Consider the following 19,985-nt stretch of genomic DNA (forward strand, 5'->3'; position numbering starts at 1 on the left):
ATGATGCGCACGCGGCGCGACGGCCTAGCGGTGGCGCCAGCGCGACGCCTTCTTCCGCAGGTGGTTCTCGTTTTCCAGCCCGGGCTCCTCGCCCTCTTCACGCACCAGTTGCAGCAAGCGTTGGCGCGCTTCGGCCAGTGATATCAGGTCGGTCAGACGATCCCCATCGTCGGCGACGACCGCATGGCCGACCACATCGCCGGGAGCGTACACCGGCTCGTAGGACACCGCTACCAGCTGATAGCGCCCACGGGTTTCCAGCACATGCCTGAATTCCTGCATCTCACTCCTCCTTGTCGGGGCAACACTGCGTCCCCTGCCTCGCCATCATGCCCGTGGCAGCGTCATGGGCGCATCCACAACCGCTGCGGCTTTTGCGCGAAACTGTGCGCGGATATCCAAGGAGACTGCAATGGACTGGGTAGCACTTGCCCGTACGCTGGCCACCGAGGCCCACGCGGGGCAGATCGACAAGGCCGGCCAGCCTTATATCGGCCATGTGGCGCGGGTGGCGGCCGCCGTGCGCGGCGACGATGACGCCGAAGTGGTGGCCTGGTTGCATGACGTGGCCGAGGACTGCCCGGCGTTTGCCGCGCGGATCGAGGTATTTCCGGCGCCGCTGCGCGAGGCGGTGCAACTGCTCAACCGCGATGCAGCTCCTGACGCGGACAGCTACTACGCGCGCATTGCCGCCCACCCGCTTGCATTGAAAGTGAAGCGCGCCGATCTGGATGACAACGCCGATCCACAGCGGCTGGCGATGCTGGACGGGACCACGGCAGGGCGCCTTCGCGACAAATACGCTCATGCCCGGGCGGCGCTGGGCATCTGAGCCCGCCGCGAGGCGGCGCGGAGGGCCGGCGTGTCACCGATCAAACGCTGATTTACTCTGAGTGCTGCTGCTCCTGTTGCAGTGCAGCAGTACAATGAACGGCTCCCCCGCCCCATCGCGCCCCCGCATGAGCCCCAACTCTTCCCTGGCTGCGCGGCTGACGCCCCGCCAGCGCACCCTGATCATCCTCGCTCTGTCACTGGGTGGCTTCGCCATCGGCACCAGCGAATTCGCCAGCATGGGCCTGATGCTGGAGATCAGCCGCGGCCTGTCGATTTCCGAAACCCAGGTCGGGCACCTGATCAGCGCCTACGCCATCGGCGTGGTGGTCGGTGCCCCGATCCTCGCCTTCGTGGGTGCCAGCTTCCCGCGCCGCAAGCTGCTGTTGGCGCTGATGGGCTTCTACGCGATCGGCAACCTGGCCAGCGCGCTGGCACCGAATTACGGCACGATGCTGGTGGCACGCTTCGTCGCCGGCCTGCCGCATGGCGCCTACTTCGGCGTTGCGATGCTGGTGGCCGCTGCGATCAGCCCTGCCGGCCAGCGCGGCCAGGCGATGTCGCGGGTGCTGCTGGGCCTGTCGATCGCGATCCTGGTCGGCAATCCGTTGACCACCTGGCTGGGCCAGCAGTTGAGCTGGCGCACCGCCTTTGCCCTGGTCAGCGTGCTGGCCATTGCCACGGTGGCGATGATCGCGCGCTTCCTGCTGCCGGACCCGGACGAAGTGCGTACCTCGCCGATGCGCGAACTGCGCGCCTTCAACACTCCCCAGGTGTGGCTGGCGCTGGCGATCGGTGCGGTCGGCTTCGCCGGCATGTTCTGCGTGTTCACCTACCTCGCACCCACCCTCGTGCAGGTCACCGGTGTGGCCGAATCGTGGATGCCGCTGGCAGTAGGCGTGTTCGGCATCGGCGCGATCATCGGCAACATCGCCGGTGGCTGGCTGGTGGACAAGTTCCACTTCAAGGCCGCCGCCGTGGTGCTGCTGTGGTCGATCGTGATGCTGCTGCTGTATCCGCTGGCCGCACAGTCGGTGTGGACCATCGGCCCGATGATCATCACGGTCGGCACCATGGGTGCGCTGGCGGCGGTGCTGCAGACGCGCCTGATGGACGTGGCCGGCGAAGCGCAGACGCTGGCGGCGGCCTCCAATCACGCCGCCTTCAATACCGCCAACGCACTCGGCCCGTGGCTGGGCGGCATGGCGATCAGCGCCGGCTTCGGCCCGGCCAGTACCGGCTATGTCGGTGCAGCCACCGCGATCGGCGGCCTGCTGCTGTGGTGCGTGGCGGTGATGCTGGACAGGAAGCGCAAGACCGTCGCCGCCGGCAACCACTGAAGAACGGACGACCGCATCCACAGGTCAACCGTTCGACTGAGCCGGCTTCGTCGCGCTCCTGACGCGCGATGAACACATTTCGTGGATGTGCATTTGGGCACAGTGCAGCCGACGCCGTTTTCTCGGCCTGCACCGGACCCGCAATGCACCACCCTCGCGCCCCTGCCCGCCACGATGCCATCGCCTTGCAGGCCGGCATGCTGGGCAGCGTGTTGGGGGTGGCGTTGTCCAAGGCCATCGCCTTGTCCGCGTTGGCAGCCGATTCGATGATGGGGATCGGGCTGTGGGTGGTGGCCTGCGCACTGCTGGCTGCCTGGGCGCTCGCAGCCTATCTGGCCTGCCTGGCGCTGAGCCGTCGTGTGTTCGTGCTGATGGTGGCGCTGTGCATGGTGCTGATGATCTGCATCGCCTGACCCAGCAGGGGCCGGACTATCGCGCATTTGTTACAGAATAACAAGTGCAATGGGTCCGATTGTGCATGCCCGGCGTCACGGATTTGAATTCCATGACCATCCTGGCATTACCCGAGGCCACCCCATGAACCTGCAGCCTTCATTCCGCGCCACCCTCACTGCCATCGCTCTGGCGTCGCTCAGCGCCTGCGCCACCTACGACGACAGCGCCATGCATCCGACCTGCCAAGAGTCACCCCATCTGAAGGATCTGCCACGCGAGGTCGCTGCCCGCGAGAGCCGTTGCAACAAGGGTGTGGAAGTGTGGTCGAGCGAGCGCGGCGGCAGTGACAAGCCGCTGGACCTGAGCGGAAAGAAAAAGGATCTCTGAAATGGAGCGCTGCCGGTTGCCGCAGCTGGCTTGATCATGTCCATGCACCTGGCTGACTGGCCCATCACAACCGGCGCGCGACGATGAGGTCTCCCCACCCTGTCGAGATTCAGATGCCGGACACTGCCCACCCTGTCATTCGCGCGTTCGAGGCCGTGTTCGATCTGTCAGGGGGCGTGCAGCGCATCACCGCGCTCACGGTCACCTGCCGGCATTGCACATCGACCAGTTCGGCCAGTGAGGACAATCTGGTGCACTTGCCAGGTGGAGCATTGTTCCGCTGCGACGGGTGCGGCTGCCATCAGCCGGTCAGCCATGCCCGGCTGTCGGACTGGCAACCGGCGTCGTTGCTGGGTATCTGAGGACCGCGACGTGATAATGACTGCGGAACAGCGGAAAATACTCCAAGCGATCGCCGCTGCAGAACCGGTGCGCGGTGATGCCGCAACCTGGGCGGTGACCGCCGGATGGGCTGTACAGGCAGAGGACGGGGATATCGATCTCACCGAGGCTGGCCGGGATGCGCTCACCGCGCAGGCAGGTCGTGAGGGCTAGACCCGCCGCTCAGGCCAGCTCCGCCTCCCTTCGCGCTGCGCCGCGATAGCGGCAACCTGCGGAACAAGGGGTGCATCGCTGCCACGTCGGCGGCGAAGTGGCGAGGCCTTCATGTCGGCGGTGTGCAGAGCGTCATGACATGCGCTCGGCTATGCTGCGCCACCTTCCTGCGCCAATGGCGGCCATGCATCCTTTTCCCCTGCCAGTCTCTGCACCTGATCAGCTCGCCTACCGACTGCTGCAGGACAGTGACTGGGCCCGCTCGGCCACTGCCGCAAGCGCACCCGCCGAACTTCGCACGTTACTGGCGATGATCCTGGATTCGCCAGAACCCCTGTGGCTTGCCTGGGGCAAGGAAGACAAGGCGTTCTTCTTCAATGATGCGTACCTGCCCATGCTGGGGGAAAAACTGCACCGCGCGATGGGCAACCGCCTGGAGGATGTCTGGGAGGACGTATGGCCGGACGTGGTGCAGGCCGTCAACGATGCCTTCGCCGGCACCAGCCGCAGCTTCAAGAACCTCCCGTTGATGATGGATCGCGACGGCACGCTGCGTGAAACATTCTGGACGTTCTCCTATTCGCCGCTGCGCGTCGGCTGCGGCAGTGTGGCCGGCATCCTGTGCGTGGTCAGCGAACAGACCGAACGGGTGATCGAGCGCGACCTGCACAGCCGCCAGGTCGCGGCGATCACCGAGCAGGCGCGGGAGGCCCATCTGGAACTGGTGCGCGCCCGCGAGCAGCTGCGCCAGTCGCAGAAGCTGGAGGCGATCGGCCAGCTCACCGGCGGGGTGGCCCACGACTTCAACAACCTGCTGCAGGTCATCACCGGTTCGGTAGACATGCTCCTGCACACGTGGCCGGCAGACGACACCCGGCGCCGCTACATCCAGGCCATTGCAACAGCGTCGGACCGCGCCACCAAGCTGACCGCGCAACTGCTTGCATTCTCGCGTCGCCAGAGCCTGTCGCCGGAGGTCTTCGACCTCTGCGAAAGCGTGCACGCGCTCTCGGATATCATCACCACGGTACTTGGCGCGCGCATCCAGGTGTCGTTGACATTGCCCGATACACCGATGCCGGTACTGCTGGACCGGACCCAGCTGGACACCGCATTGATCAACATCGCGGTCAATGCCCGCGACGCGATCGAGGGACACGGCCGGGTGACCATCGAAGTGGAACGGGTAACCGCCGTGCCTTCGGTGCGCTTCGCCGCGCCGATGAAGGGCGACTTTGCCGCGATCAGTGTGACCGACACCGGAGCGGGCATCGACCCTGCGGTGGTTGACCGCATTTTCGAGCCGTTCTTCACCACCAAGAGCGTGGGCGCTGGGACCGGACTCGGTCTCAGCCAGGTATTCGGCTTCGTCAAGCAGTCAGAAGGCGAGGTGGACGTGCAGAGCCAGGCCGGCGCCGGTACCCGCTTTACGCTGTATCTGCCACTGGCGCAGGCAGGAGAAACGGCGGAACGGCCGGCGGCGCAATCGGGGCTGCAGCATGGTCATGGCGTCTGCGTGCTGGTGGTGGAAGACAACGTCGACGTGGCCGAATTTGCGGTGGGCGCCCTGCGCGAACTCGACTACAGCGTGGTCCTTGCACGCAATGCGGACGAGGCCCTGGCCGAGCTGGAACGGGATGCCGCGCGCTTCCATGTGGTGTTCAGCGACGTGGTAATGCCAGGCATGAACGGCCTGGATCTGGCCCGTGCCATCCGCGCCCGCTTCCCGGAGCTTCCGGTGATCCTCACCAGCGGCTACAGCGAATTGCTGGCGCGGGATCCTGGCCATGGCTTCACCCTGCTGCGCAAGCCGTACTCATTGAAGCAGCTGGCCTCGGTGATGACCGAGACCGGGCACCGCGCCCAGGCCATGATGGCATCCCCCTAGCGCGCCGTTCACCACGGCAAACCGAACCAGCGTTCCAGCGAAGACTCCAGCCCCGACGTGTCGCCGCCAGCATCGCAGGCCCAGGCCACAATACCGTCAGGGCGGACCAGCAACGCACCCAGTCCCATCGCATCGCGCGCCGTGGATATCACGCAGGGAACCGAGCGTTGCCAGCGCGCAAAGACCGGGCCGAGTGAAACGCCGGTATCGAGCCCCAGCAGCACGCCCTTCCCTGCGCGCAGGAGCTCCCCCATGCGATCGCCATTGGCCAGCTGGACGTCAGGCACGCTTTGGCCAACCCACGGATGCTCGCCGTTGAACACCGGTGGTTGTGCCACGCCCCACAACCGCTCAGCGAGATAGGTGGCACCGTCGCGGGTCGCGGCCAGGTCGGCGAAGACCGCCGCCAGCGCGCGCTGCCCTGGGCCTGGTCGCATCAACGCCACCTGCGCACGCGACCAGTCGAGCACCCGCGCGCCGATCGGATGGCGCTCCGCCTGATAGCTGTCCAGCAGCGTCTCGGCGGCGTCGCCTCGCGCCACGGCGGCCAGCTTCCACCCCAGGTTCATCGCATCGCCGATGCCGAGATTCAGGCCCTGCCCTCCCAGCGGCGAATGCATGTGCGCCGCATCACCAGCCACCAGCACGCGGCCGCTGCGATAGGCCGTGGCCTGGCGCGCGGCATCGGTCCATGTGGTGGCCAGATGCAACGCGGTGATCGTTGCCTGGCGCCCGGACACCCGCCGCAGCAACGCCTGGGCGGCGTGCAGGTCCAGTGGCCCGCGGTGGCCTGCGCCACCGTCGAAATCGGCCAGCGCCAGCACGCCCGGCGGGTTGAAATTGCACATGCCGTATTTGGTGAACCGACGCCCCGGGGTGAGCACCGACGGATCGGCCAGTTCAACCTGCAGCGTGTACCCGGTGAACTCGGGCGCCGTCCCTGCGAACTCGAAGCCGGAGTGCTTGCGTACCGTGCTGCGGGCGCCATCGCAACCGACCAGCCATCGGCCCCGCATCAGCCCGCGACCGGTCTGCACCTGCATCTGTGCGTCGTGTGCCTGCACTGCCTGCACCGAACAGCCACGCTCGATCTGCACACCCAGCGACACTGCGCGCTCGGCCAGCACCGTCTCCAGCGACTGCAGCTCCACCGCCATCTGGGTGGGTACCGGGGTCGGCAGGCGATCACGCCAGCGCCCGCTGTCCACGTCATCCAGCGCGAACGGAATGCCGGCGAAGTGGCCTCCCAGCGGCCGCGGTTGTGCCAACCAATGGGCGGTGCCGGGCGGCGGTGCGCCCTTGTCCGGCTTCAGCACCTGGCGGGCTGCGACCGCGTCCAGCAGGCCGCGCCGATCCAGCGCTTCCAACGTGGGCGCGTTCAAGCCGCGCAGGCCAAAGGGCAGGCGCTTCAGGGCTGAATCGGGCGACTCAGCCTGCTCCAGCAGCAGGACCGAACAGCCGGCCTGGGCCAGCTCGCAGGACAGGAACAGGCCGACCGGGCCGGCCCCGGCAATGACAACGTCGTACAGCATCAGGTTCCCCCGCCTGCGCCGGCCCGGCGCTCTGGTGCGCACAATGTTACACTCGGTGTACGTTTACACAAGCCAACCGCCATGACCCCGCCCCAAGGCCGTCGCGAGCAACGCAAGGCACAGACCCGACAGGCAATTTCCGATGTCGCCACCGCGCTGATCATCCGGCGTGGCTTCGAGGCGGTGTCGATGTCCGAGATCGCCAAGGCCGCCGGGGTCTCGCGCAAGACAGTCTTCAACTATTTCGCCAGCAAGGAGGACCTGGTATTCGACCGCGACGAGGAGGCGCGGGCGTTGCTGCGCGAGGGCATGGCGGCGCGCCGCGGCATGACGCCGCTGGCCGCCTTCCAGTCTCTGGTGAGGGAGCTGCTCGACAGCGGCCATCCCCTGTTGCGGATCAACTCCGGTGCAGCGGCCTTCTGGGCCACCGTGGCCGACAGTCCGGTGCTGGTCGCGCACGCGCGACGGCTGCAGGCACTGCTGGCCGACGACCTCACGCTGTTGATGGCAAGCGCGGTCGGGCGGCCAGCGGATGATGCCGAGGCACGCCTGGGTGCGGCGATGCTGCTGGCGTCGATGGTGGCGGCCTATCAGGGAGGCCTGGCCAGCCAGCAGGAGGGTGAGGATCCGCGCCAGGCGGTGCTGCAGCTGATCGTACGCGGCGGCACCGGCGTGCTGGTGGCCCTGGCCGGCACCCCGTATACCGACCCGGGCCCGCGTCCATAGTGCATCCGGGGGATAGGTCCCGAAGCACTGCAAATGCTAATCTTTCTCATTTGCAGCCCAGCCTCGTCCCTCATGCCCTTTCCAACCCCGCTCAAGCGCGCCCTCTGCCTGGCGCTGCCCCTTTCCCTGGCTACACCTGCACTGGCTTCCGAGGCCTTCGCTGACACCCCGAAGGACCTGGACAAAGTGGAAGTCCGCGGCCGCGCGCAGACCCTGTATCGCACCAACGATGCGGCCGTCGGCACCCGCACCGATACCCCGCTGGAACTGGTACCGCAGTCGATCCAGGTCGTGCCGCGCGAGCTGATCGACGACCAGGCGGCGCGCCAGGTCACCGATCTGTACCGCAGCATCAGCGGCATCAGCTTCTTCAGCTATGCCGGCGTCACCCTGCGCGGGTTCCGCCAGGAGAACGTGCTCTACGACGGACTGCGCGGTGATCCCTATGCAGGCTTCTCGGTGCCGCAACTGTTCAATATCGAACGCGTGGAAGTGCTGAAAGGTCCGGCCGGTGCGCTGTACGGCGGTGGTGATGCGGGCGGTGTCATCAACTATGTAACGCGCAAGCCCAAGGCGCGCGCCGAACGCCGCATCGAGCTGCAGGCAGGCGACAGGGACTTCCGCGCCGGATCGATCGAAGGCACCGGCCCCTTGAATGCCAGCGGCAGCATTCGCTATCGCGCCGGCCTGTATGCCGACAGCGAGCAGGGCGTACGCTGGAATGCCGACAGCGAAAGCGTGATCGGCGATGCCTCGCTGGCCTTCGATGTCGGCCAGACCGGCGAACTGGTGCTGCAGTTCACCGACATCACCCAGAACCTGGGCGGCAACCGCCTGCGCGGCGTGCCGGTGAACGATGCCGGCAGCTTCCTGACCGACCGGCGATGGAACCACAACGAGGCCAGTGACTTCCTCGACATGCGCGCCAAGGTCGCACTGGCGCAGTATCGTTTCGCACCGCGCGACAACCTGGACGTGGACATTGCCGCGCGCTGGTTCAGCAACAACGAGCACCAGATGTACCACGAGCCGATGGGGCTGATTGATCGTGATCGCGACGGCGTGGCCGAGTGGATGACGCGCCAGCTGCGCAACCAGATCCGCGACAACGAGGCCTTCACCGCCAGCGGCAATGCCGTCTGGCGGATCAACACCGGCCGTATCGAACACAAGGTGCTGTTCGGTGCCGACGTGTATCAGCTCGACGCCGACTTCACCGCGCAGACCGCCAACAGCGCCGACCTGGCACGCGGCGCCGGCCCTGTGCGCGGCATCGACCTGTTCAACCCGGTCTATGGCGCGAGCACCTGGCACGACTACAACCTGGCCGCACTACCCTGGCGCAGCACCGCCACCCGCAGCAAACGCTACGGCGGCTATCTGCAGGATGAGCTGGCACTGGGCACGCGCTGGCATGTGCTGGCCGGACTGCGCTGGGATGGCTTCAAGGATGAGGACCGCATGGGTCGCAGCAGCGTCGATGGCAATGCGCTCAGCTGGCGTCTGGGCAGCACCTTTGCCGCCCGGGACGGCGTGAACCTGTACGCCAACGTCGCCAGTGGCTTCGTGCCGCAGAGTGCCGCCAACCAGAATCCGTCGGCCGGTGGGCCCTTCGACGCGGAGCGCAGCAGGCAATGGGAAATCGGCCTGAAATCCCTGCTGGCCGACCGTGTGACCCTGAACATGGCGGCCTACCGCATCGACCGCAGCAACATCGTGCAGGCCACCGGCGAGGTGATCGGCGGGGTAAACCAACTCGCTGCACTGGGCCTGGTACGCAGCACGGGCATGGAACTGGACCTGCTGGCCGACGTGACCGAGCGCTGGGTGGTGAACCTGACCTACGCCTACAACGACGCACGGGTGAAGGATGCCGGACCGAACGGCATCACCAATGCCTCCGGCGACCGCTTCGCCAATGCGCCACGCAACAAGCTCGGCGTGTGGACGCGCTACGACCTGCCGTCAATCAACTCGGCCATCGGCTTCGGCGCCGACCATGTGGGCGAGCGTGTCAGCCTGGATGGGCAGGCGGTCAAGGCATACACGGTATTCGACATGAGCTGGAAGACCACGTGGAAGCAGTGGCAGTTCCAGGCCAACGTCAAGAACCTGTTCGACAAGGTGTACGCGGCCAGCGGCTTCATCGAGCGCAACGGGCATTTCCCGGGCGAGCCGCGGCGGGTGTATGTGCAGGCGGCTTACAGCTTCTGAGAAGGCCTTCCAGCAGAGCCGGGCGCCCGCTCGGCTCTGCTGCGTAACCTCAGCCCATCCGCATCGCAGGGTTGTCACGCGCGTGGACGTCGTTGTCCTGCTGGCGCTGCATGGCCGCCTGCTGTCGTTCCAGGCTGGCGGCCTCGATCTGCCGCAGCGAGTGTTCGACCGGCGTCTGCACTGCCGTGTCCGTAGGCATGACCGCTCGCAGATGCGCGGGATCGCTCATCTCGCCCTGCACCACGAACACGTTGCGGCCGGCCGGATGCTCGGCGGTCTGCGCGCTCAGCAGCACATGGTCGGCCCGTTCAAGCTGGTTGCGACGGGCCAATGCCATCACGCTCGCTACGAGGCGCTCGCTGTTCTCGTCGTGGGTACGCCCGGCGCCGGCATCGATCGCGGCCACGCCTTCGCGCACCTGTTGCATCAGTGCGTAGTCGCGGTGGCCCGGACCAATGTCGGCCAGGCGGGTCGGTGCCTGCGAGAAATCCGGCACGTCGTCCACAGCTGCGGTCAGCGGGCTGCGGGTGATGGTCCGGTACGGGTCGTCCGGGTGGAACTGGGTGCGTTTTTCCTGGCGCTCCAGACGAACCTCGCGCGCGTCGTTGAGCTCGGCGATGCGTGCGGGGTCTGTGATCTCCCGCATCGACATGTGGCCGCCGCCCGCGCTGACACTGGCCCACTTCCTGTCCGCTGCGAAGTACATTGCGTAGTAGCTGTTGCCACCGATGACGTTCGGATCGACCGCCGAGCGCCCTTCCAATGCCTGAGTGGCTTCCAGCACGCTCAACCGGGTGAGGTACTGGCCGCCCTTCGCCCATCCCATCTGGCTGATGGCATCGACACTGGTATTGCCTACGCGCGGGCCGCCGGCGTAGTCGTTGTTGAGCATGTTGGTCCAGATCTGCTCCAGCTTCTCGGGGCCGCTCTTCTGTTCAGCCGCCTGCAGCAACACGCGCGGCGTCCAGCAGTTGGGATCGAGTTCATGCCGTTCAAATGCGCGGTCGTGAGCCAGCATCACGTCTTTGCCGGGAAGATTCAGTGCCAGGTCGGATCGCCCCTGCTCCATCCAAAACAGGCGTCGCTCCAGGTCCTGGCGCAGAAGCGTCTGCCCAAACATCTCCCATTGGCGCTCGCTCAGCTGCGCGTCGGGAAAGCCGGAGCCCTTGCCTTCCTGATGCCGGGCATACTCCTGTGCATAGCTGTTTGCAACGCGGCCAGGCAAGCTGTCGTTGCGAACCACGCCCAGCGCAAGCGTCCCATAGCCATCCGCGTCCGGCAGCTGCGACAGATAGTTCCAGTACAACTCGCGGTTTCCAGCCTTGGCATAGCTGGCCAGAATCTTGAGATTTTCTTGCGTCAATCCGCCCATCGCCTGCTCCTGAATGCACTCACTTCCGGACCCGGGAGCGCGCGAGAACATCCCGCACCGCATCTTCCATCCGCTTCCAGTCCGCCAGGAAGGCCCGCTTGTAGTTCAGCGAGATGGAAAGCTTGTTCTCCACATCCGAGAAATAGTGGAAGCACCCCGCGGCGGCTTGTCCCTGCTCACTGATGACCTGATCGCCCTGCAGTCGAACGCCGTCCCCCCGGAACGCCGTGTTTTCGCATTTGATGAATGTGGTCAGGTTGCCGTTGGGAGCGCGCGCGATGTACCAGTCATCTTCATAGGCAGGATTGCGGGTGGGCGGTTGTCCATAGCGTGCCTCGTACTCCTTCGAGAAAACCGCCATCCTCGTTTCATCGATGGCGTAAGGCGTCAGGCCCATGACATCGGGCTGCGCAATCCGCAGATCGAGCCGATCCCGAGGATCCTTTCGCTCCACCGACCCCTCCTCGGTGGATGCCTGGTTGGAGGACAAGCGCTCCAATGATGTTTCGATTGGCGCACGATCGATGTAGTCGATCGCCACAGCAATCTCCTTCCGGAAATCATTCGTACGCGGATTGGCCCGGGCGCCCGGCGCCGTCGGCTTCATGTCCGGCCACTCGATGACCAGCGTCACGCCCTCGCCTGGCCACGGTGCGATCTGGCTGTCCAGGTAGTTGGCCGGAATGCGGAAGGTATTCGGCCCGAGCTTCACGTCCACGGGCGCATCGGTATAGGTGTGGCCGTTGATCGTGCGGCCGGTCTGCGTTGCGCCGGACATGGCGGGATTCCTTTCGTGTTCGGTGGACGGTGACCGTGCACATGCGCTGGCGCTCACCGCGACGGCAAGTGCAAGCGTCAGGCAACGGCTCGGGGACATCACGTGCATGGGCATTCCATTGCAGGGTTCCAGCGCCACTATAAGGAGCCGGGCGTCAACCGAACAGGAACCGCATCGCAGCCCTTCATGGAACCAGGCAGCGCTCTACCTGCAGTGACAGCACTTGGCAGGCGTTGAACAGGCCCTCGACCACGGCGGCGGAGGGACAGCAGGCGGGATCGTCGCTCTCCCGCGCCACATGCGCAGCGTGCAGCACCGCGGTCAACGCCGTGATGCCCGAAATGCTGCGGGTCGCCAGGGCCATGTCGAAGGCGCGGCCGGGGCTCAGGCACATTTCACTCCAGGCCTCGCCATCAGCGCGCAGGTTCCTGCCGTGGCCTGCCAGATGTGCAAAGAATGCCGATGGCGTGACGAACTCGGCGGATTCGCGGAGCGCGTCCTCCAGCGTCTCGGCCAAGGCAGCGGGAAGATCGCGCACGGCGGCGCCCAGCAGCGCATGCAGGCGGGGATGGTCGGGAAGACGTTCGGGCATGACGGCAACCTCACGATGTGGCCACCTGCAGATGCAAGGTGGCGGACGGTGCGGGTTGGCGTGCCGGATACGTAGTACGAAAGCCGACGGGCCCTAAGACCCCCACGCACCATCCGCCATGAACTGACAGAAGGTGCATTGTCGTGATCGCAACATACGTTGCAACTACGACGCCTTGTACTACGTAAGTTCGGGACGCCAATCCCGGCCACGGCGAATGCCTTGGCGCGGACATGGTTACCGCCCTGAACCGGCGGTGGAAAGCAGGGAAATCCTGATCGATCACGTCGCTACGTTAGTTGCGTCAGTGGATGTCGAGTTGTCCATTGACTGGCGTTCTTCGCCAGCAGGCGACTACCATCGACGCGTACTTTCCGGACGCCCTATCCAGCCGTATACGACATGCGCGCTCGCGGTGCCAAAGACCCGCCGATGGCTGTAGGCATTCGCGAAACCCGCATGCGGCAAGCGCAACGCCGCGCAGCCTTCAGCTATCGCCTTGGGTGCTCTGATAGCCGCGGTAGGTCTCGCCCCACTCGCGCATCGCCAGCAGCACCGGCGCCAGCGTGCGGCCGAACTCGGACAGCTCGTATTCCACTTTCGGCGGCACTTCCGGATACACGTGGCGGATCACCACGCCATCGGCTTCCAGTTCACGCAACTGGCTGGTCAGCATGGACTGGGTGGCATTGGGCACCCGCCGCGTCAGTTCCATGAAACGCCGCTTGCCGGTCATCAGGTGAAAAAGAATGATCGGCTTCCACACGCCGCCGATCACCGACAGCGTGACTTCCACCGCGCAACCGCTTTTGCCGTCCCACCGTTTGCTACGCATGCATACTCCGGAAAACCATAGTACCTACGGAAAATCATCGTTCTTGTTGCAATAGTGGCACGAGCCTAGCATGGCCCCATTCCATCAATGTGAGGCCATCCATGACGTTCAAAGCCCTGCTGACCGGCAAGACGAACAACCAGCTTTCGACCGAGCTGGTCGATTTCGACGAGGCGGACCTGATGGACGGCGACGTCCTGGTGCAGGTCGAGTACTCCACGCTCAACTACAAGGATGCGCTTGCGCTCACCGGCAAGAGTCCGATCATCCGGACATTCCCGCTCATTCCCGGCATCGATCTGGCAGGCGTGGTGCTGGAATCCAGCAGGGCCGACTTCAAGCCAGGCGACCGCGTCGTGCTCAATGGCTGGGACCTGAGCATGGGCCACCACGGCGGCCTGGCACAGCGCGCCCGCGTACGCGGCGAATGGCTCAACCGGATTCCCGGCAACCTGAGCACCCGCGATGCCATGGCCATCGGCACCGCTGGCTATACCGCGATGCTGTGCGTGCTGGCCCTGGAACATGCCGGGGTGACGCCCGAGAAGGGCGATGTGCTGGTGACTGGCGCCAACGGTGGCGTCGGCTCGATTGCGGTGGCGATCCTGTCGAAGCTGGGCTATCGCGTGGTAGCCGCCACCGGACGCCCGGAGCATGCTGAGTATCTGCACAACCTGGGTGCGGCCGAGATCATCGATCGTGCGCAGCTTTCGGAGCCGCGCGAGCGGCCGGTGAGTGCCGAACGCTGGGCCGGCGTGGTGGATGTGGCCGGCGGCCCTACCCTGGTCAACGCCATCGCCGAGACGAAGTATCGCGGTGCCGTGGCCGCGTGCGGCCTGGCGCAGAGCGACGCTCTGCACGGCTCGGTATTGCCCTTCATCCTGCGCAACGTGACCCTGGCCGGCGTGGATTCGGTGAATGCCCCACAAGAGGTTCGCCAGCGCGCCTGGGATCGGCTTGCGACCGACCTGGACCCGCAAAAGCTGGAAAGCACCGTGCAGCAGATCGGCCTCGCCGAGGTGCTGGATGTCTATGAGCAGATCATCCCCGGCAAGGTGCGCGGCCGCATCGTCGTGGATGTGAACGCCTGAGGCCTGTCGCGCTGGCGAGGGTGCAATGCCATCGCTGGCTCACGCGCGCGACTGACCGGAAAACGCAGCGTGCCACGCCAAGCCGCCTTATCATGGGGCGGCAAGGGCGCTTTACGCCCGGTGACGTACGCAAGGCAGTATCTGGATGTCTATGGAATGGCGCCCCTCGGTCTGGGGCCAGCGTGTCACCCGCTCGCCGGACTGGCAGTTGCGGCTGGATGGCGAACAGCTCGCGCTTTTGATCGACGGCAGGCAATACCACCAGCATGTGGCGAACGAACACAGCGTGCGGGTCGTTCGCGGCGTGCTCTGGTCCCGGGTCGAACTGACGACCGAGCACGGTGAAGCACTGTCCGTGGATGGGCTGCCGAACAGCCAGGGCTCCCGGCTTGCCGCTGCCGTTCAGCACGTGCTTTTCGCGCGCTCCAGACGAGGGCGCAAGGCACTGTTTGAGCACGTTCTGGCGCAGATCCAGGCGTGGCTGGCCGAGGCAGATGCGCTTACCGACCGAGGCACCACCGGCCGCCGCTGGATCACGTACGAACAGCAGCAGGCGTTGCTGGCCGAACGCCCGTCCCTGCCCCTCCCGTCAGCCGAGCTGGAGCAGCTGTTCCTCGACGAGGAGGTGCATGACGACCTGCACTCGGACCGCCACCGCATGGCACTGGATGCACTGCACGACTGGCAGCTGGATTGGCCCGCCATGTGGGCGGACGCCAATGAGGCAATGGCGACCCGTGAACTGGGTCTGGCCAAGCCCTTCCTGGACCGGGTCGAGAGCAGGCCGCTGACCGCGGAGCAGGCCCGCGCCGTCATCTGCTTCGACAACCGGGTGCAGGTCGTGGCCGCGGCCGGCTCTGGCAAGACCTCCACGATGGTTGCCAAGGCCGCCTATGCCATCGATCGCGGCTTCGTGGAGCCCGAACGGATCGTGATGCTCGCCTTCAACAAGGACGCCGCCAAGGAGCTGGAAGAGCGCGCGCAGCGATGCTTCGACCGGCTCGGCATGGGCGACACCGTGGTGGAAGCCCGGACCTTCCACGCCCTGGGCCTGTCCCTCATCGCCAAGGCCACAGGGCGCAAGCCCGATATCCCGGAATGGGCGGTCGACGCAACGCTGGGCTTCAACAAGCTGGCCGAACTGGTGGACGACCTGAAGGACCGTTCGACCCACTTCCGCACCCAGTGGGACATGTTCCGCCTGGTGTTCGGACGCGATCTGCCGCCGTTGGGTGCCGACATGATGGCCGATGGTTACGACCGCGATGGCACACCCTACATACGTACACTGCAGGGTGAGCGGGTGAAGAGCCTGGAAGAGTGCGTCATCGCCGACTGGCTGTTCTACAACGGAGTGGCGTACGACTACGAGCGGCGCTACGAGTTCGATACCGCGACGGATACCCACCGCCAGTATCGTCCGGACTTCTACTATCCGGACGCCCGGCTGTATCACGAGCACTTTGCGCTGGATGCCGATGGCCATCCGCCGAAGCACTTTGCCAACTACAGCGAAGGGATGCACTGGAAGCGGCAGCAGCATGCGGCACGCGGCACCGCACTGGTCGAAACGACGTCGTTCGGCCTGCGCAGTGGACAGGCCCTGCAGCATCTTGCCGAGCGGCTGGGTGCGTCTGGTGTCGAACTCGACCCGCACCCGGACCGCGAGCTGCCTGACCAGGGCGCCAAGCCGATGCCGGATGCAGACCTGATTGGCCTGATGCGCACCTTCATTGCGCATGCCAAGAGCAACTGCCTGACGCTGGATGACATGGCGGCGCGCCTGCGGCAGATGCCCGAGGATCAGTTCAAGGAACGCTACCGGCGCTTCCTGGAGATCGCCGGGCCGGTTTTCCAGGCCTGGGACAACGCGCTGGCTGACGAGCGCAGCATCGACTTCGAGGACATGCTCAACATGGCCGCCGGGCTGCTGGAACAGGGCCACTATGAATCACCCTACGATCTGGTGATGGCCGACGAATTCCAGGATGCCTCGCGCGCCCGTGCGCGCCTCTGCCGTGCGCTGGTCAGCCAACCGGGCCGCTATCTGTTTGCGGTGGGCGATGACTGGCAATCGATCAATCGCTTCGCTGGCGCCGACGTTTCGGTGATGACCGGATTCCGTGAATGGATGGGGCATGGCCAGGTGCTGAAACTGGAGCAGACGTTCCGCTGCCCGCAGGCACTGTGCGACGTCTCCAGCCGCTTCATCAGCCGCAACCCCGCGCAGATGGCCAAGAAGGTCCGCTCTGCTGCGCCGGCAGTCGGCCCGGTGCTGCAGGCGTTCCAGATGAACCGGCGTGAGGAGGTGCAGGATGGCGTTCGCCAGTACCTTTCGAAGCTGCACCAGCAACTGTTGTCAGGCGCGGTGGCGCAGGGCCGCAATGGACGCGTGACGGTCTTTGTTCTGGGGCGGTATCGCGCGGATCGCGGTGCAGTGCCTTCGGATTGGAAGACGGCCTTTGGCAGCACGATGGACGTCGAGTTCCTGACCGCACATCGATCGAAGGGGCGCGAGGCGGACTACGTGATCCTGCCGGGCATGATCAACCGCAGCTTCCCGAACCTGCGCGCGGATGACCCGGTGCTTTCGCTGGCGATGCCGGACGGCGATACCTATCCGCTGAGCGAAGAACGGCGCCTGTTCTATGTCGCGCTGACGCGTGCGCGACGGTCGGTTGCGATGTTCACCCTGCAGGGCAGGCACTCGCCATTCCTGGATGAGCTGGTGAAGGACGGGGCCGTAGAAGTGACCGCGATTTCAGGCGCGGCCATCCACGAAGAGCGCTGCCCGGTGTGCAAGGTGGGCGTGTTCGTGGACCGCAATGGGCCGCACGGGGCGTTCCGGTCGTGCTCGAGTTACCCGTTGTGCCATAACAAGCCGAAGGGTGAGCGTCGTGGGTGAGCGTATTCTCTGCGCTTTCCTGGCGATGTGCGCACTGCCCTCACCGTCACCGTGAGCTTCGCCCAGGCGGAGATCGACTACTCACTCCGGCTGCTAGACTTTGCCGACATTCAAATGGACGACCCCATGGAACGGTGGTATCTGGCAACACTGCTGGCGTTGGTCCTGCACCAGATTGATGCAGCGTTCTGGCACGAGTGGGCCCTGTTCGGCGTTCCCGGCGGCATCCAGGGGTTTCTGGCTTTCAACCTGATCGCTGTGGGCGCCCTGCTGCATGGCTATCGCCAGGTTGTGCTGGCCAAGCCCTCCGCGCGGGCGTATGCCAGCCTGTGCGGGACAGTTGGCGCCGGCACCGCCATGATTCATGTGGGCTTCGCCGCGGCCGGTCGTGACGAGTTCCTGCTTCCGCTCTCCATCGCAACGCTGGCGGCCTGCCTCGTGGCCGGCGTCGGGCTCCTCATGCAAGGCCGCCGTGCTACCCCGGCTCGCGTGCAGATCGATGGCGTGGACTGACGAGACGAAAAAGCCCCTGAATCCAGGGGCTCTTTGAATCAACTGGCGGAGAGAGTGGGATTCGAACCCACGGAAGGTTTGACCCTTCGCCGGTTTTCAAGACCGGTGCCTTAAACCGCTCGGCCATCTCTCCAATCGGGTCCCGGTCGCCCGGGCAGCGCCGTATTCTCGCACGTGACGGGCATTTGCCCAAGACCACCATGCCCCTGCCCTCCGCATCCGGCACGGTGGGGCCTTCGCCGTAGAACAGCAACGCCGGACATCGCCCGGCGCTGCCTTCAAGACCTCTCAGCCCGCATCCACCGCCAGCGCACCCAGCGCACTGGCCTTGATCCGCTCCTTGGCCTTTTCACAGGCGCCACCGCAATCCAGGCGCGAGGCCTCCAGCTGCGGCGGCAGGTGCTCGGCCAGGAAGTCGATGAACACGCGCACCGCCGGCAGCAGGCCGCGGCGCGAAGCGAACACGGCGTGACACACGCCCTGCGGCAGCGACCAGTCCGGCAGCACCACTTCCAACTCGCCGTTGCGCACGGCGTCGGCGCACACGGTCTCCGGCAGCATGGTGATGCCGAAACCGTCCTTAACCATGCTCTGCAGCAGCGGGAAGTCGAAACCGGCCACGCGCGGCTGCAAGTCGACCCGGCGCACTTCGCCTTCCGGGCCATGCAGTTCCCAGCGCTGGCGTGCTTCGTCTTCGCTGATGCTGAGGGTGACGTGCTGGGTGAGCTCTTCCGGGTCCTTGGGGCGTCCGGCGCGGTCCAGGTACTTGGGGCTGGCCACCAGCAGTTCCTGCACCTGGCCGAAGCTGCGCATCACCAGGCTGCCGTCGTCATCCAGGCGCGAACGCACGCGCAGGGCGACGTCGTAGCCTTCATTGATGATATCCACGCGGCGGTTGCTGATGTTCAGCTGCAGCCGCACCTTCGGGTACTGCTCAAGGAACTTGGGCAGCAGCTTGGGCAGCTGCATCTGCGCCAGTGACACCGGCACGCTGGCGCGCACCACACCGCGCGGCTCCGCGCTGAGGCGGTCCACCACTTCGCGTGCGGCCTGGGCCTCGGCCAGCATCGTCTGCGCATGGCGGTGCACGCTGGTGCCGACATCGGTGACCGCGAAACGGCGCGTGGAGCGCTGCAGCAGGCGTACGCCCAGGTCGGTTTCCAGCTGGCTGATGCGGCGGCTCAGGCGCGACTTGGGAATACCCAGTGCGCGCTCGGCGGCGGCGAATCCGCCGTGGTCGACCACCATCGCGAAGTAATACAGGTCATTCAGGTCATGCATACCCGAGTTCCATATCTAGAACAATACGTGGCATTCAATCACCTTTATCCCGCCTTTGCAACAACCTATCGTTCTCTCCGTCGGCGGGGCCCCCCGCCCCTTCCTCCCAGAACACAGGTGACTGCCATGAAGCTTCTGCATCTCGACGCCAGCGTGCTTGGCGACAACTCCGTCTCGCGCCAGCTGTCGGCCGCCGTGGTCGCCCGCTTCGCCAGCCAGATTGATGGCCTGCAGGTCGATTATCGCGATCTTGACGCCAATCCGGTACCGCATCTGCGCAGCAGCTCGCTGGCCAGGACCGACGCGGCCGAGGCGACCGATGCTGAACAGGTGATGCAGCAGTTCCTGGACGCCGACATCGTGGTGATCGGCGCGCCGATGTACAACTTCAGCATTCCGTCCACGCTGAAGGCCTGGATCGACCGCGTGGCCGTGGCCGGCCGCACCTTCAAGTACACCGAGAACGGCCCGGTGGGACTGGCCGGTGGCAAGCGGGTGATCATCGCCAGCAGCCGTGGCGGCATCTACACCGACTCGCCGGCCGACTTCCAGGAGCCGTTCCTGCGCCAGGTGTTCGCCTTCATGGGCATCAACGAGGTCGAATTCGTGCGCGCCGAGGGCATCGCCTATTCGCCGCAGCACCGTGAAGACGCCATCGCCGGTGCGCTGGCAGCACTGCCGTCGCACGAAGCGGCCGAACCCGTCGCCGCATAACGCGTTCCAACGTTCGGCGCCCCTTTCTCCTCGTC

The 19,985-nt window shown here is 65.6% G+C and carries 19 protein-coding genes and 1 tRNA gene; 12 read left to right on the forward strand and 8 right to left on the reverse strand.

Annotation, left to right across the window (positions count from 1 at the left end; all coding sequences use genetic code 11):
* Window positions 1-24: 24 nt before the first annotated feature.
* Entirely contained in the window at window positions 25-282 is a 258-nt protein-coding gene (locus ACEPA4_RS12430) for a hypothetical protein (protein WP_005417248.1), read from the reverse strand.
* 130 nt (window positions 283-412) lie between these two features.
* Between ACEPA4_RS12430 and ACEPA4_RS12435 the strand changes: the two genes are divergently transcribed.
* The 6 genes from ACEPA4_RS12435 (at window position 413) to ACEPA4_RS12460 (ending at window position 5,397) form a co-directional block, all read left to right on the forward strand.
* Window positions 413-832, forward strand: a complete 420-nt coding sequence (locus ACEPA4_RS12435; RefSeq protein WP_049415052.1) for an HD domain-containing protein — start codon at window positions 413-415, stop codon at window positions 830-832.
* 127 nt (window positions 833-959) lie between these two features.
* Window positions 960-2,171, forward strand: a complete 1,212-nt coding sequence (locus ACEPA4_RS12440; protein ID WP_262090910.1) for an MFS transporter — start codon at window positions 960-962, stop codon at window positions 2,169-2,171.
* Between the two features lie 143 nt (window positions 2,172-2,314).
* A complete protein-coding gene (locus ACEPA4_RS12445; RefSeq protein ID WP_005417254.1) occupies window positions 2,315-2,584 on the forward strand; it encodes a hypothetical protein in 270 nt (89 codons plus the stop codon).
* A gap of 124 nt (window positions 2,585-2,708) precedes the next feature.
* Window positions 2,709-2,954, forward strand: a complete 246-nt coding sequence (locus ACEPA4_RS12450; RefSeq protein WP_005417256.1) for a hypothetical protein — start codon at window positions 2,709-2,711, stop codon at window positions 2,952-2,954.
* 113 nt (window positions 2,955-3,067) lie between these two features.
* Window positions 3,068-3,316, forward strand: a complete 249-nt coding sequence (locus ACEPA4_RS12455; protein ID WP_005417258.1) for a hypothetical protein — start codon at window positions 3,068-3,070, stop codon at window positions 3,314-3,316.
* A gap of 377 nt (window positions 3,317-3,693) precedes the next feature.
* Window positions 3,694-5,397 (forward strand): PAS domain-containing sensor histidine kinase, encoded by a 1,704-nt coding sequence (locus tag ACEPA4_RS12460; protein WP_065196159.1) that lies wholly within the window; start codon window positions 3,694-3,696, stop codon window positions 5,395-5,397.
* A gap of 8 nt (window positions 5,398-5,405) precedes the next feature.
* On the opposite strand, the gene ACEPA4_RS12465 is transcribed toward ACEPA4_RS12460, so the two are convergent.
* On the reverse strand, window positions 5,406-6,929 hold the full coding sequence (locus ACEPA4_RS12465) for an FAD-dependent monooxygenase (protein WP_262090912.1): 1,524 nt from the start codon (window positions 6,927-6,929) through the stop codon (window positions 5,406-5,408).
* Window positions 6,930-7,010: 81 nt separating this feature from the next.
* On the opposite strand from ACEPA4_RS12465, the gene ACEPA4_RS12470 reads away from it, so the two are divergent.
* The gene (locus ACEPA4_RS12470; protein ID WP_065179539.1) at window positions 7,011-7,655 is read left to right on the forward strand and encodes a TetR/AcrR family transcriptional regulator; all 645 of its coding nucleotides are present in this window, start codon (window positions 7,011-7,013) and stop codon (window positions 7,653-7,655) included.
* Between the two features lie 72 nt (window positions 7,656-7,727).
* Window positions 7,728-9,869, forward strand: a complete 2,142-nt coding sequence (locus ACEPA4_RS12475) for a TonB-dependent siderophore receptor (protein WP_164229467.1) — start codon at window positions 7,728-7,730, stop codon at window positions 9,867-9,869.
* A gap of 49 nt (window positions 9,870-9,918) precedes the next feature.
* On the opposite strand, the gene ACEPA4_RS12480 is transcribed toward ACEPA4_RS12475, so the two are convergent.
* From ACEPA4_RS12480 to ACEPA4_RS12495, 4 genes are all read right to left on the reverse strand, one after another.
* A complete protein-coding gene (locus tag ACEPA4_RS12480) occupies window positions 9,919-11,241 on the reverse strand; it encodes an XVIPCD domain-containing protein (protein ID WP_065186161.1) in 1,323 nt (440 codons plus the stop codon).
* Between the two features lie 19 nt (window positions 11,242-11,260).
* On the reverse strand, window positions 11,261-12,127 hold the full coding sequence (locus tag ACEPA4_RS12485) for a hypothetical protein (RefSeq protein ID WP_065179542.1): 867 nt from the start codon (window positions 12,125-12,127) through the stop codon (window positions 11,261-11,263).
* A gap of 76 nt (window positions 12,128-12,203) precedes the next feature.
* Window positions 12,204-12,611 carry a hypothetical protein gene (locus ACEPA4_RS12490; protein WP_065179543.1) on the reverse strand — a complete coding sequence of 136 codons (408 nt, stop codon included), beginning with the start codon at window positions 12,609-12,611 and terminating at the stop codon, window positions 12,204-12,206.
* A gap of 487 nt (window positions 12,612-13,098) precedes the next feature.
* Window positions 13,099-13,446 carry a helix-turn-helix domain-containing protein gene (locus ACEPA4_RS12495; protein WP_049471387.1) on the reverse strand — a complete coding sequence of 116 codons (348 nt, stop codon included), beginning with the start codon at window positions 13,444-13,446 and terminating at the stop codon, window positions 13,099-13,101.
* Window positions 13,447-13,547: 101 nt separating this feature from the next.
* On the opposite strand from ACEPA4_RS12495, the gene ACEPA4_RS12500 reads away from it, so the two are divergent.
* The 3 genes from ACEPA4_RS12500 to ACEPA4_RS12510 all read left to right on the forward strand — a co-directional run bounded on the left by ACEPA4_RS12500 (window position 13,548) and on the right by ACEPA4_RS12510 (window position 17,955).
* Window positions 13,548-14,537, forward strand: a complete 990-nt coding sequence (locus ACEPA4_RS12500) for an MDR family oxidoreductase (protein WP_065186163.1) — start codon at window positions 13,548-13,550, stop codon at window positions 14,535-14,537.
* A 151-nt stretch (window positions 14,538-14,688) separates the two neighbouring features.
* Window positions 14,689-17,442 carry a UvrD-helicase domain-containing protein gene (locus tag ACEPA4_RS12505; RefSeq protein WP_065186164.1) on the forward strand — a complete coding sequence of 918 codons (2,754 nt, stop codon included), beginning with the start codon at window positions 14,689-14,691 and terminating at the stop codon, window positions 17,440-17,442.
* Window positions 17,443-17,469: 27 nt separating this feature from the next.
* Window positions 17,470-17,955, forward strand: a complete 486-nt coding sequence (locus tag ACEPA4_RS12510) for a DUF6713 family protein (RefSeq protein ID WP_229298463.1) — start codon at window positions 17,470-17,472, stop codon at window positions 17,953-17,955.
* Window positions 17,956-17,998: 43 nt separating this feature from the next.
* On the opposite strand, the gene ACEPA4_RS12515 is transcribed toward ACEPA4_RS12510, so the two are convergent.
* Together ACEPA4_RS12515 and ACEPA4_RS12520 are read right to left on the reverse strand one after the other, a co-directional pair.
* Window positions 17,999-18,088: transfer RNA gene (locus ACEPA4_RS12515), tRNA-Ser, on the reverse strand.
* Between the two features lie 155 nt (window positions 18,089-18,243).
* Entirely contained in the window at window positions 18,244-19,236 is a 993-nt protein-coding gene (locus tag ACEPA4_RS12520; protein WP_005410175.1) for a LysR family transcriptional regulator, read from the reverse strand.
* Between the two features lie 126 nt (window positions 19,237-19,362).
* On the opposite strand from ACEPA4_RS12520, the gene ACEPA4_RS12525 reads away from it, so the two are divergent.
* On the forward strand, window positions 19,363-19,950 hold the full coding sequence (locus tag ACEPA4_RS12525) for an FMN-dependent NADH-azoreductase (RefSeq protein ID WP_061478956.1): 588 nt from the start codon (window positions 19,363-19,365) through the stop codon (window positions 19,948-19,950).
* The last annotated feature ends 35 nt before the right edge of the window (window positions 19,951-19,985 follow it).

This window comes from Stenotrophomonas sp. P2112 (assembly GCF_041897515.1).
Classification (GTDB): Bacteria; Pseudomonadota; Gammaproteobacteria; order Xanthomonadales; family Xanthomonadaceae; genus Stenotrophomonas; species Stenotrophomonas sepilia.